This is a genomic window from Zunongwangia profunda SM-A87 (genome assembly GCF_000023465.1).
In the GTDB taxonomy this organism is placed as follows: domain Bacteria; phylum Bacteroidota; class Bacteroidia; order Flavobacteriales; family Flavobacteriaceae; genus Zunongwangia; species Zunongwangia profunda.
Genome location: NC_014041.1, coordinates 4323949 through 4336502, shown reverse-complemented (window position 1 = coordinate 4336502; position 12554 = coordinate 4323949). Strand labels below are relative to the sequence as shown.

The 12554-nt window shown below is 35.3% G+C and carries 12 protein-coding genes; 10 read left to right on the top strand and 2 right to left on the bottom strand.

The annotated features are described in order from the left end of the window. Positions 1-3 precede the first annotated feature (3 nt). The 10 genes from ZPR_RS23500 to ZPR_RS19125 all read left to right on the top strand — a co-directional run bounded on the left by ZPR_RS23500 (position 4) and on the right by ZPR_RS19125 (position 11408). On the top strand, positions 4-180 hold the full coding sequence (locus ZPR_RS23500) for a hypothetical protein (RefSeq protein ID WP_013073441.1): 177 nt from the start codon (positions 4-6) through the stop codon (positions 178-180). 18 nt (positions 181-198) lie between these two features. After that, positions 199-555 (top strand): SpoIIAA family protein, encoded by a 357-nt coding sequence (locus tag ZPR_RS19165; protein ID WP_008615606.1) that lies wholly within the window; start codon positions 199-201, stop codon positions 553-555. Between the two features lie 57 nt (positions 556-612). Then, on the top strand, positions 613-1434 hold the full coding sequence (locus tag ZPR_RS19160; RefSeq protein ID WP_013073440.1) for a universal stress protein: 822 nt from the start codon (positions 613-615) through the stop codon (positions 1432-1434). An 886-nt stretch (positions 1435-2320) separates the two neighbouring features. After that, a complete protein-coding gene (locus ZPR_RS19155; RefSeq protein ID WP_013073438.1) occupies positions 2321-3529 on the top strand; it encodes a di-heme oxidoredictase family protein in 1209 nt (402 codons plus the stop codon). Further along, complete coding sequence (locus ZPR_RS19150) at positions 3526-3963, top strand: QcrA and Rieske domain-containing protein (protein WP_013073437.1); 438 nt, start codon at positions 3526-3528, stop codon at positions 3961-3963. Before ZPR_RS19155 ends, ZPR_RS19150 begins: the two co-directional genes overlap by 4 nt. Further along, positions 3935-5188: a hypothetical protein gene (locus ZPR_RS19145; protein ID WP_037317188.1), complete on the top strand. Its 1254-nt coding sequence runs from the start codon at positions 3935-3937 to the stop codon at positions 5186-5188. Before ZPR_RS19150 ends, ZPR_RS19145 begins: the two co-directional genes overlap by 29 nt. A 426-nt stretch (positions 5189-5614) precedes the next feature. Beyond that, entirely contained in the window at positions 5615-6139 is a 525-nt protein-coding gene (locus tag ZPR_RS19140; RefSeq protein ID WP_013073435.1) for a sigma-70 family RNA polymerase sigma factor, read from the top strand. A gap of 331 nt (positions 6140-6470) precedes the next feature. After that, positions 6471-8855 carry a TonB-dependent receptor gene (locus tag ZPR_RS19135; RefSeq protein WP_041579150.1) on the top strand — a complete coding sequence of 795 codons (2385 nt, stop codon included), beginning with the start codon at positions 6471-6473 and terminating at the stop codon, positions 8853-8855. 72 nt (positions 8856-8927) lie between these two features. Then, positions 8928-9995: a PepSY-associated TM helix domain-containing protein gene (locus tag ZPR_RS19130; RefSeq protein ID WP_013073433.1), complete on the top strand. Its 1068-nt coding sequence runs from the start codon at positions 8928-8930 to the stop codon at positions 9993-9995. 294 nt (positions 9996-10289) lie between these two features. Further along, positions 10290-11408 (top strand): PQQ-dependent sugar dehydrogenase, encoded by a 1119-nt coding sequence (locus tag ZPR_RS19125; RefSeq protein ID WP_201765797.1) that lies wholly within the window; start codon positions 10290-10292, stop codon positions 11406-11408. A 437-nt stretch (positions 11409-11845) separates the two neighbouring features. On the opposite strand, the gene ZPR_RS23790 is transcribed toward ZPR_RS19125, so the two are convergent. Further along, on the bottom strand, positions 11846-12073 hold the full coding sequence (locus ZPR_RS23790; RefSeq protein WP_013073430.1) for a heavy-metal-associated domain-containing protein: 228 nt from the start codon (positions 12071-12073) through the stop codon (positions 11846-11848). 98 nt (positions 12074-12171) lie between these two features. Continuing rightward, on the bottom strand, positions 12172-12450 hold the full coding sequence (locus ZPR_RS19115; protein ID WP_041579146.1) for a hypothetical protein: 279 nt from the start codon (positions 12448-12450) through the stop codon (positions 12172-12174). Positions 12451-12554: the final 104 nt, after the last annotated feature.

Sequence of the window (12554 nt, the reverse complement as noted above, 5' to 3'; positions counted from 1 at the left end):
GCTATGGAATGGACCTTTGAAGAATTTAAAACCAGTTTGGATGGCCTCCATCCTGCAGTGAAGCAAAAAGCCCTGGAAATTGCTAAAAGTCTGGTTATAGAAAAGAATTATACTAAGGGAAATGCCATAAAAGAAGGAATTATGAAAGCTGAAGAATGGTTTTACGATTTAGGCGGTTAATAATTAATAAAAATAGATATGTTACAAATTATAGAGATTTCAGGAGATAATATTATTGCAACCAGAGCATCGGGAGATTTATCCGAAATGGATATTGAGAAGGTACATCCCATTATTCATGCTATTTTGGACAAAGGATTAAACGTACGCTGGTATTTTGAAATGGAGAATTTTACCGGCTGGGATTTTCCAGGCCTGTGGGAAGATCTAAAAATGGATACTGCCCACGCAAAAGATTATGAAAAAATCGCCATGGTAGGTGATAAAAAATGGCAGGACTGGATTACAAAGTTCATGAAACCTTTTACCAATGCTGAAGTAAAATATTTTGACTTAGAGGAAAAGGAGATTGCCAAAAAGTGGATTAAACAATAAAGCTTTTATTTAAACAATTAATTGAAAAACTGAATGTATAATTAAAATTAAAAAACCATGAAAATAATAGTTCCGATTGATTTTAGTCAAAGTTCCAAAATTGGAGTTGAGTATGCCATAAAGGTGGCCGAATCTTTAAATTCAGAAATTATCTTTGTTCATGCCTATTCTGAAGGTTATCAATATGCCGGATACGGGGCTATAGTTTATCCGGTTCCCGACAACTTTAGTTCTTATCAGAAATTGTACAAAGAAAAAATGCTGGAATTTCTCGAAAATTTTCCACGTCTGGCGACAATAAAATATAAGAGTATGGTAGCCCCAGGAAGACCTTCAGATATAATTTATCAATTAGCAACAGAAGAAAAAGCAGGTTTGATAATTATGGGGACAGAAGGTGCAGGTGAGGTAGAAGGTTACCTTGCAGGAACTACCAGTGAAAAAGTGAGCAAGGATGTACCCTGCCCTGTGCTGGTTGTACCTGAAGATTTAGAAACTTTTGGTTTAAAAAGAATTTGTCTGGCGCTGGATTCAGATAATCTGAAACCTGATAGGGAACTAAAGGTTCTGGCTGATCTATTAAAGGCATTTAACGCGCGCCTTTTTATATTTCATTTTGCTAAAAGTAAAGATGAAGTTATTAAAGAACAGGAGATAAAAAACTATTATGAGGAGTTTTTTAATCTACAGAATATTTCTGTTCACCTTTTTTCCGAAGGGAAAACTGAAGATAAAATAACCGGTTTTTTGAAAGATAATGCCATAGATATTTTGGCGCTACTTTACAGGAAACATGCCTTTATAGAAAAACTAACTGAACTGGGGCTGAGACGGAAAATGATTTTCAAATCAGAAGTTCCTGTACTTATTTTAAAATGATAGTAGGATTGAAAACAAATCTGCATTTTTAAGTTTATGAAGTCACTATTTTTTAGAAATTAACTGAATTCCTGAGCTTCATACCTTCAGTAAGACCACAGAATTATTTGTGAAATATTCCTATGGTATCCTAGGTGCCCTAAATTAAGGCAATTGTAAGACTACAGTACAATGAATTTTTATCTAATTAGAGGGAATAAACCCTTTTTAAAGCGATAAGTTTGCAATTTACCCAAAAGAAAGTGTAGAAGAAAAATGTCAAAATATAGGAGAAATAGAAGAAAGAAGAAGGGTCAAAAATCTTCCCGGAATAAAATAACTAAAAAAGAAAAGCTTTTTGGAATTTTTTCATTAATCCTTTTGGTCATTGCATCATTTTTATTGTATTTTTTTGTCTTAAAAGACTTTATTCATAAGCCCTGATTATTTAAAAATGTTTACCTACCAACTTTTTCTTAATCTAATGATTCTATGGAATTCATTATTTTTCTTTTTAAAAGTTGAAGTTTTAAGAGGCGTAGAAAATTGACCTTTTGTAAACAAAATACTTCAATTAAAAACCGATTCCCTGTAATATAAGGAATCGGGAGTTCTCTGGTATTTCAATTCAAGTACTTCTAAAGGAGGGGCGACCAGAATTATACTCATATTATTGAGAACCTTCATAATACTCCTAATAGGTAGGCTGTCTCATAGGAGTAAATACAAAGCTTCCAAGTTAGAAACTTTAAACGTACAAACGAGGTTTTCGCCGTTGGTAAATCTTTTAAGAAGCTTAATACTATATATTCCTACAACTTTAAAAATATATTCTTAAGATAATAACTTTCAATATTTAGATTATTAAAAAATAAATTTTAGATTTGTCTAAATAATATTTTAGGTAATGAAAATAGAATGGTTAAGTCTAATTATTTTTATCGCTTTTTTTACATCCTGTGAAAAATTAGCTGATGAATATGGTCCTGTTCCTCCAAAGGAAAATGAACTTCTTGATGGCCCTGTAGAAGGATTATCAGTTGAAGAGCAGATTCAGTTCTTGAATGGGGATATAGCGTTCAATGATGAAGTATTTACCGCAGAAACTGGACTCGGCCCCGTTTTCGTAGGTACTAGCTGTGTTAGTTGTCATTCTGGGGATGGTAAAGGTCACCCGTTTAATCAATTTATAAGATTCGGTCAAAGTGATACTTTAGGAAATCCTTTTGCAGACTTTGGGGATGGTAAAAATCAATTACAGAATAAAGCAATTCAGGGGTTTCAGCCTGAAAAGCTACCTCCAGGAGCACCCTTCACAACCTTGGTTGCGCCTGCGGTCACAGGATTAGGTTTTTTGGATGCTGTTCCAGATGAAAGTATACTTTCTCTAGCCGATCCTTATGATGAGAATGGCGACGGAATAAGTGGTAGAGCTCATTTCGCATATCCTCCTGAATATGTTCAAATTCGGCCAAATAGTATTTCACGTGGAGGTAAATATATTTTTAGGTTTGGTAAAAAGGCAATTAGTTATGACTTATTGCATCAAACAGTAGGTGCGTATAATCAAGATATAGGTATTACATCATTATTTGAACCTATAGATCCTTATAGCGGGCTGGAAGAGGACCCGGAAATCAGTACTCAGGTAGTTAACGAGGTGGTTTTTTATTTAAAAACCTTAAAAGCTCCGATACCTCGAAATCAAAATGATCCTGATGTTGTATCTGGCAAACAAATTTTTTCCCGAATTCAATGTGCTGCCTGCCATACCCCAAGCATGAAAACGGGATATTCGCCTATCGAAGCACTATCTAATAAAGGATTTCATCCCTATACAGATTTACTACTTCATGATATGGGTCCTGGTCTGGACGATGGATATACCGAAGGTTTTGCTGAAACATCCGAATGGAGAACCCCTCCGCTATGGGGAATTGGCCTTTCTGAAAACTCACAAGGAGGAGGTTTGTTTCTTTTACATGATGGCAGGGCAAGAAGTATTGAGGAAGCCATTTTGATGCATGGCGGTGAAGCCAAAAATTCAAGGGATGAGTTCAATGCCCTATCGAATCAGGAAAAAAAGCAACTACTTGAATTTATAAATTCATTATGATGAAAAGAAAAAAATTTATCCAAACCCTTTCCTCTGTTGCTATAACAATACCAAGTTTAGGTTTTTTACATTCATGCAGTGGAATTTACTATGCTACAGCAAAGGAAGAGGTAGATAAGTTAACCATAGCGAAGCATGAGTTTATTCTTGAAAAAAATAACAAGGTGTCTAAAAGAGAGTTTGTCCTTATACAAAATAACAAATACAGATTCCCTATTTGTCTATATAAAGTTGGTGAAGACTATATAGCTTCCTTACTAAAATGCACTCATCGAGGGTGCGAGCTTAATGTTGGTGGGGGTATCTATAGTTGTCCTTGCCATGGAAGCCAATTTTCCAATGAAGGAACCGTATTACAAGGACCTGCTGAACAAAAACTAAAAACATTTCCAACGAAAACAGACGATGAAAACATCTATATTTTATTCTCCTAATTATTTGATCATTACCTTAATATTGTTCACCCTCAGTGGAAATTTAATAGCCCAAAACGAGGATGATATACTTAAAAGAACGAAGTCAGATACAACAGATACTCAACTTAACATGGATGCGGTATACAATCGACCAGCTCTAACAATAAATAAAGCTCCGGTATCTATTGGGGGATATCTTGAAGCCAATTCGATATATGCAGTGGAAGATGGATTGACAGAAGGATTATCTTTTCAAGCACGACGTTTAACATTATTTCTGTCTGCCTCAATTAACAAAAGAATTAAATTTTTAACGGAAGTAGAGTTTGAAGAGGGAGGTAAAGAGATTGCCATAGAATTTGCTGCTATGGATATCTCCTTTGATCCTCTTCTCAATTTACGAGGTGGAATAATCTTGAATCCAATCGGTGCTTTTAATCAAAATCACGATGGTCCTAAATGGGAGTTTGTAGAAAGACCTGATGTGGCAGTAAAATTACTACCCGCCACTTTTTCTAATGCAGGTTTTGGAATGTATGGTAAAACAAATACTGGAGATTGGATTATCGGATATGAAGCATACCTCTCAAATGGATTTGACAATAGTATAATTAATAATTCAAAAGATCGAACCTCTCTTTCATCCGTTAAAGAAAATGAAGAGCGTTTTGAAGAAAATTTCAGCGGTGACCCTTTAATTACTACAAAACTCGCTATAGGAAATAGAAATATAGGTGAGGTTGGTTTTTCTTATATGGGCGGTACATACAATCGTGTAATGGAAGATGGACTACAGATAGATGAAAAGAATAGGAGGGTGGATGTCTTCGCTATTGATCTTAGCACTACTATTGAATCAACCGGCACTTATATTGTTGGAGAAGGCGCTTATGTGTGGGTGGATGTGCCAAAAACATTTACGCAACAGTTTGGAAATAAACAAGCAGGATTTTTTCTGGATGTAGTTCAACCAGTGTTGCAAAAGAAAATGTTCGGTTGGGAAAATGCATCCTTAAACGTCTCCGCTCGGACAGATTATGTTGATTTTAATATTGGTAACTTCACTCAAACTAATACAAATATAGGGGATGATTTAATTGCGGTTACTCCTTCCATAAGTTTTAGACCGTCACCTGCAACGGTTTTAAGGTTGAATTATCGTTATCAGTGGCAGAATGACATTTTAAATAATCCAGCCACAAAAACGGCCACCTGGTACCTAGGTTTTAGCACCTATTTTTAAGAATGATATGCTTTTTTAACTAATGGAGTGGGCTGCTCGGGGTAGCATGATTAGTTTATCTTTCGGATAATTACAATATTACGAAGCAGAAGGCTTAAAATTTCTCAGTTTTTTAGAGAAGTTGGAGAAAATGTTCCAGGCGCAAAGCTTAGTCAATAAAATGCTTAACATGAGTCTGCAGCCATATTTTAAAAGAAAATTCAATTTAAATGTATCTTTTTAGAAAATTAAAGGTCTCCGTAGTAAACAATAAAATTTATAAGTATGAATGATTGTAAATGTACTAATTGTGATTGCACTAAATGTAATTGCATAAATTGTTTAGATAACAATTGCCCTTGTACAAAATGTGAATGTGGTAAATGCGATTGTTGCTGAATTGAATAAAGGTTGGTTTAAAAGCTAACCTTTATTTATTTTTGAACTATGGAGACTCAAAAAGTTTGGCACAATTTCAATGAAGAGTTATTCTTCTTTATTCTCAAAAAAGTAAAAAATGAAAGTGCTACAAATGATATTTTTCAAAATACATTTTTAAAAATCCATAAAAAATTACATCAACTTGAGAATGATGAAAAAGTAAGAGCCTGGATTTTTCAAATTGCTCGAAACGAGATAGCAAACTACTTCAATAAAGAATCTGTTTATTTACCGAGTGTTAATTTACAGAATGAAACTGCTTTAGAAAAATATCAGTCAATATGCTGTTTTGATAAATTCGTATATGAACTACCAGATATTTATAAAAAGATAATTGAATTGATTTATATCAAAGGACTAAAACAAAAGGAAGCGGCTGAAATCTTAGAAATAAGTCTTACAAATGTCAAGGCTAGAACACGAAGAGCTAAAGATATTTTAAAACAAAAATTCAATGAATGTTGTAAATACGAGTTTGATAAAGATGGCAAATTAATTGGAGAATCCAATTGCTCTATTTGTAAATCATAATTAAAAATACATCCGCCCACAAATCCATCGCAGATAACAGGTATTGTTAAATAATAGGATTTTAGCATTTCATAATGAAACGATTAAAAACTGAGAAAGGGATAGAATGGTAACTTTAGTTGTTTCCCAATATCATATTTTTTATGCCAATCCTTTTTGAGTAAAAAATTGCTTTTAATCATTATATTAAATCAAAAAATAATCTACCAATTATCTTCAAGAGGGCTGTGATCACTCCACTCCACTCCATTGAAAAAAATCAAATTTTCTTGGTGTAATTAAAAGAGGCTTCTATATTTGCATTTATTTTTAATAAATCTAAATAAGAATAATGAAACACATTACTTTTCTCGCCTTAATGGCCTTAAGCCTCTCTGCTTTCTCCCAATCAGGATTAAAAGGGGAAATAAAAAATGAAACAAATGAACCTATTGCCGGTGCCTCTATTTATATCGAGGAATTACAAAAAGGAACTACTACAAATTTTGACGGGTTTTATAAACTCCAGGAGGTTCCCCCTGGAAACTGGAAGGTAACGGTCAAAATGTTGGGTTATCAAACTATAGAGCAAATTATAGAAATTGGACGAGATTCCTTAACAACCTATAGTGTGAACCTTCAGGATACGTATGGAAGTTTGGATGAAGTGGTGATTTCTGCAAGCAGGAACCCGGAATATCTTTCAGAAATTCCAGCTTCTGTTACTGTGGTGAACTCAGAAAAGCTGCGGGAATTTACTAAAATCTCCTCCAATATTAACGAGATTCTAGCATATACAGTGCCCGGTCTTGCTGTAAGCACAGGAACATTTTCCAATTGGGGACAAACATTAAGAGGTAGGTCATTACTCGTTATGGTAGATGGAATCCCTCAATCCACCCCGCTACGTAATGGACAATTGGGAATTAAAAGTATTAATCCTAACGATATAAGCAGAGTTGAAGTAATCAAAGGAGCTACTTCAATATTTGGAAATGGTGGTAGTGGAGGCTTTATCAATTATATCACCAAAAATCCAACCACTTCAGAAAAATTGAGCGGCACTACTGATATTTGGGGAACCTCCCAACTTTCCAATAGCCAAGATGCCTTGGGATATGGGGTATATCAATCCTTTTCCGGACAATTTAATAAGTTTAGTTACTATATAAGCGGAAGTATAGAACATACCGGGAATAAATACGATGCTGAAGGGATTCCCTTACTTCCTACTTATGGATTAGATAATACCGATATTTACAGCACGTATGGAAAACTGGAATATCTCCTTTCTTCTAATCAAAAAATAACCATTAACGGGAATCTTTATAAATCACTTCAGGATTCTCCTTTTATTCCGGTTTTTGCAAATATTCAGGTGTTTAATGACCAAGGGGATTACTCTTTAGAACCGGGTTATGGTATCGAAGGATCAATTCCTGGACAGGAACCAACTGGTTCCGAATTGATAAATGGGAGGTTAAAATACAATTTAAATAATATTTTCTCCGGTACCACAGATTTTGAAACCGATCTATATTATTCCAAAGCCAAAAGTATTTTCTTTTATTCTGATAAATTCGAAGACGGAGGGCAATCCGTGATCAATTCAGAAAAGTATGGCTTAAGACCTAATTTTAATACTCAGTTCAATTTGTATGGCGATATGAATATATCTCTGATCTATGGACTGGATCTTTTAAGGGATAAGACTAATCAGGGGCTGTTAGATGGAAGGCTTTGGGTGCCGAATATCGAACTGATGAGCGTAGCACCGTATTTACAAACCACTTTAAAACTAGATAAAAAATGGGCCTTTAAAGCTGGATTACGATACGATGATTTAAAAATGGATATTGCCAATTATAATACACTTCCCTATTCACCTAAAGGAGATGGTAACTTTAATCCTTCGGTCTCCGTTCAGGGCGGAGAGTTGGCGTTCGATAATCTGGCATTTAATATGGGAGTCCGGTATATTGAACATCAGGAATTCATTCCCTACATTAGTTATTCCCAGGGTTTCTCCATAGCTGATTTAGGTTCTATTTTAAGATCTGCAAGAGCTGAAAGTATAGACAACATTCAACTGGAGCCCGCAGTTACCAATAACTATGAATTCGGGTTTATTTCAAAATTTAATAATTTTCGTTTAGAGGCTGTAGGATACTACAGTACCTCTAATTTAGGTACTGGTGTTGTATTTAGTGATGAACTAAACTCGTTTATACCTTCTGAACAACCTCAGAAAATATTCGGTGGAGAGGTAGCAATAGATTATGCTCTCCCAAGCAATAAACTACTTATTGGGACTTCTTATTCGTATGTGGAAGGGCTTAAAAACCCAAACGATGATGAAAATAATTTAAGTTATGTTGGTGGTGATGTCATTTCTGCTCCAAAATTAACGGCTTATGTTACCTGGAAGCCAACAGAACAGTTTAATACTTCATTGAATGTTATGAGTTTAGGAGATCGAAACAGGTTTTCTCCTTTTCAGGATGGGGAAGGAAATTATGCTTTTAGGCATACGGAATTTCCTGTAAATGGATATACCCTGGTAAATCTAACGGCCACCTACCAAATTAAGAGTAATATTGATGTTTTCTTGGGTATCAATAACCTTCTTAATGAGTATTATTTACCGGCAAGATCTCAATGGGCGGCGCCATTAAGGTCTTTTACTACAGCTGGGGAGGGAGCGAATGCCCGTCTTGGTGTAACTTATAATTTTTAAAAGGGGTGGTAGTCGTTATTAAGAATTGATATTCAGAAGTAACGACTACCATTTTACACTAAAATTTATTGCTTGAAAGCATTTTCAAACATAGTTAAGAAAGTACATCTTTTTTTAGGAATAACATGTGGGGTTTTGGCATCCATTTCAGGTCTTACTGGTTCCATGTATGTATGGCAGCCGGAAATAACGTCGGCCTTAAATCAACGCTTACTACAAAGGGAATCTACTAATACTCTTTCGGAAAAGACATTATTAAAAACTTCCTCAGAACTTTATAGGAGTCAGAAAGATACTATAGCAAAGATATTCCTACCTTATCGAGAGCAGGAGACGGTTTCCATTATTTATAAGAATGGTCAAACCCTTTATTATCACCCGGAGACGGGAGTACCTTTAGGAAAAAAATCAGCTTCCATAAAATTGTTTGAAGATTTGTTGAAGATCCATCGAAGCCTTGGAATTCCTAAGATTGGCAAATACATTGTAGGTAGTAGTGCTATTATATTTTTCTTGTTTCTTCTTACCTCCGGTTTATTTCTATGGTGGAAAAAGTATAAATCAAATTTTAAAAAGGGAATTAAAATTAAATGGAAACGAAATAGAAAAAGATTTAACTACGATGTACATAAGTCACTTGGAATATTTTTTTCCCTTCCTTTGGCTGTAATGGCCTTTTCTGGTGGATATTTTACTTATAACAGCTACTATAAGGATGGTTTGAAGTTAATAGATGGTTTTATAGGCAATAAACAACCTGAAAAAAAGATTGAAGCAGGTACCGGGATCGATATACTGCACTTATTGGAGACTCCAGACAACCAATATGCACTCCGGGCAATTTATTTTCCTCAAGATGGAAATGAAGTGTATCAATTTAGATATATCAAAAACCGATTTATAAACCCCGGTCTAAGAAAAACCAGGGAATTAAAATTAGATAATAATAGTAATACCATTTATTCCTCATCCTTTAACGACGACCCGGTTAGCGAACAGATAGCAGCACAATTTTATCCGATTCATATTGGAGAAATGGCAGGCATGCTGGGGAGAATTTTAGTTTTTATCTCCGGGTTTGTCCCCCTAATATTATTTATTACCGGTCTCAGATTTTATTATTTTAGAACGGTAAGATAACGTCGAACAGGTGTTTAGTTTCAATTTTTTTAAACTTTTAATCTTAAAAATTCCCCGATAGCTTCGCCACGGTACTGCTAGCCGGACAGGCGGATATAGTTGGTTTTAAATTTTTTTTTCCTCTGTCGAACAGCTCAATTAGAATCTTATATGATGAAAAAAATAAGTTTCATTTAACCATGTATTAACAATCCATCGAAACCATATGTTATATTTTTAATGAGTTTAAATTTTGAAAATCAATCACTTATGAAAAAAGCTTTACTGTTTCTCCTTCTTTCAACGAGTATAATCATGGCACAAAAGAAGGATAGCCTTATTTCAGAAAATATTACGGGACATATTTATAAACCTAAGATGGTTGGGGCCACCGAAGAGAGGATATCGCAACTTCAATTACCGCAGGGGTTTAAAATAGAAAAATTCGCAGATAATCTGGGAGAACCCAGAATGATGGCTGTAAGCCCCCAGGGAAATATATATGTTTCTCGAAGGGAGGGAGACGTAGTGATGCTTAAGGATACTAATGATGACGGGAAACCTGACCATCAACAAACGGTAGTAACTAAAGAAGGAGCGCATGGGGTAGCTTTTCATGAAGATATGTTTTACCTTGTTACGGTAAATGATGTTTTCAGGGCACAGTTAAAAGAAGATGGTACTATTGGAGAACTGGAAAAGATTATAGGGAACCTACCAGATGGTGGTCAGCACCCCAACCGCACGATTGGTTTTGGCCCAGATGGGATGCTATATATATCGATTGGAAGCACCTGCAACGCCTGTGATGAAACACGGGAAGAAAATGCCACTATAGTACGGACTAATGCTGATGGGAGCAATAGAACCATATTTGCATCGGGACTGCGAAATACCATTGGTTTTGACTGGCATCCTGAGACGGGGGAACTTTTTGGGATGGATAGCGGAATTGACTGGCTGGGAGATGATGAACAAAAAGAAGAATTAAATCGTATCACTGAGGGAGCTGATTATGGGTGGCCGTATATCTACGACGATGGTAAATATAATAAGGCAGATGAACCGCCAAAAATGACCTGGAAAGAATACGCGCAGAAAGCTACAGAACCGGAGATGTTATTTACAGCCCATAGCGCTCCAATGAATTTAAAGTTTTACAGAGGGAAAATGTTTCCCTCGGAATATAAAAATACTGCCCTGGTAACTTTTCGGGGATCCTGGAATAGACGGCCAGCTTCCGGACACAAAATAATGAAAGTAACTTTCGAAAATGGGAAGCCTGTAAAGGCTGAAGATTTTGTAAAAGGTTTTTTAATGGAGGAAGGTACTTCCCGATTCGCCAGGTTAGCCGGTTTGGTAGAATTGCCCGATGGATCGCTTTTAGTTAGTGATGATACCAATGGCGTAATTTACCGAGTATCGTATAACTAATAATCGATTTACTGAACTCTGAAATAGTAAAGCCAGCCTGTCCAGCCGGCAGGTAGATTTAGGTTAATGATTTAAATTAACTTTCAGAAATGATAACAAATAGCCATATAAAGTAAATGATTAGTAATCCGTTAGTTTTTATAGTTTCCAAACATATTTTCCTTTTATGTGTATCAGATTGTTACCAGAAAAGAATATTCTACTTCTAAAATTTAAAAAAATATGGCGGACTCGATGTGGAGTCCGCCATTAATTAGTGTTCATTATTACTACGTTTTTAGTGGCTAATAAATCTGGATGATATTTAATTTCCACTCATTAGTCAAATTATCATCTTCTTCATCTGAACTGTTCCTTTCACTTTTACAATTCCGGGTTTTAAGCTGGTAGAAGTTCCTTCAGCTATTGTAAAAGTTTCTTTCCCGGTTTGAATTGGCTTAATTACCATCCTGTTCAACGAGAGTACCTTTTATAACAATTTCGGCTTTTTTAGCAGAAAAATCATTCTTATTCACTTCTTCCTGGATCTGCCTAAGTCTCAAATCATTATTTTTTGCCAAATCTAAATAAGCTTTACCGTCATTAAGACTCACTTTTACACTTTCCAGACCTTCCATATTTTTAAGTCCGCGTTCCAGACCATAGGCACAGGGGGCACAGTCCATTCCAAACGCTTCCTGATCTACTTTCTGAATCTGAGCATTGGAACTAAAACTTCCAAATACAATAACTATTATTACACTCCCATCCGGAAGTTTTTCAATTAAGTAGGATTTTTACTAACTGGAACCATCACAAAAGTACCCTTACCCACTAAAGCAGGAACTCTAATTGGTAAGAAAAATACAGCTAAGAATTTGAAAATTTCAGGTTCCTTCTCAAGGCAATACTTCTTTGTGTTTAGCTGTGTGAGGGCAGTTTCATCTTCGGGGTTTCTATGGCTCAAGGCCTGAATAAGATATTTCAACCTCCAGTAAAAATCGCCCTTTGGAATTGTCTCAAAGTTAATAATCATTCTTCTTTGTGTCAAGTCCCTTGTCATGGATGTTTCATCTGTTAATTTTTTAAAGTTTGTTTATACTATAACCAATAACTTAAATTAAGAAATACCCGATAGTTTTCTTTAACAACCCCAGGGATTAAATC

Excerpts from the sequence above, each read along its gene's own strand:
- ZPR_RS23500 (WP_013073441.1), top strand. The coding sequence starts at position 4 with ATGGAATGGACCTTTGAAGAATTTAAAACCAGTTTGGATGGCCTCCAT.
- ZPR_RS19165 (WP_008615606.1), top strand. The coding sequence starts at position 199 with ATGTTACAAATTATAGAGATTTCAGGAGATAATATTATTGCAACCAGA.
- ZPR_RS19160 (WP_013073440.1), top strand. The coding sequence starts at position 613 with ATGAAAATAATAGTTCCGATTGATTTTAGTCAAAGTTCCAAAATTGGA.
- ZPR_RS19155 (WP_013073438.1), top strand. The coding sequence starts at position 2,321 with ATGAAAATAGAATGGTTAAGTCTAATTATTTTTATCGCTTTTTTTACA.
- ZPR_RS19150 (WP_013073437.1), top strand. The coding sequence starts at position 3,526 with ATGATGAAAAGAAAAAAATTTATCCAAACCCTTTCCTCTGTTGCTATA.
- ZPR_RS19145 (WP_037317188.1), top strand. The coding sequence starts at position 3,935 with ATGAAAACATCTATATTTTATTCTCCTAATTATTTGATCATTACCTTA.
- ZPR_RS19140 (WP_013073435.1), top strand. The coding sequence starts at position 5,615 with ATGGAGACTCAAAAAGTTTGGCACAATTTCAATGAAGAGTTATTCTTC.
- ZPR_RS19135 (WP_041579150.1), top strand. The coding sequence starts at position 6,471 with ATGAAACACATTACTTTTCTCGCCTTAATGGCCTTAAGCCTCTCTGCT.
- ZPR_RS19125 (WP_201765797.1), top strand. The coding sequence starts at position 10,290 with ATGGCACAAAAGAAGGATAGCCTTATTTCAGAAAATATTACGGGACAT.
- ZPR_RS23790 (WP_013073430.1), bottom strand. The coding sequence starts at position 12,073 with ATGGACTGTGCCCCCTGTGCCTATGGTCTGGAACGCGGACTTAAAAAT.
- ZPR_RS19115 (WP_041579146.1), bottom strand. The coding sequence starts at position 12,450 with ATGACAAGGGACTTGACACAAAGAAGAATGATTATTAACTTTGAGACA.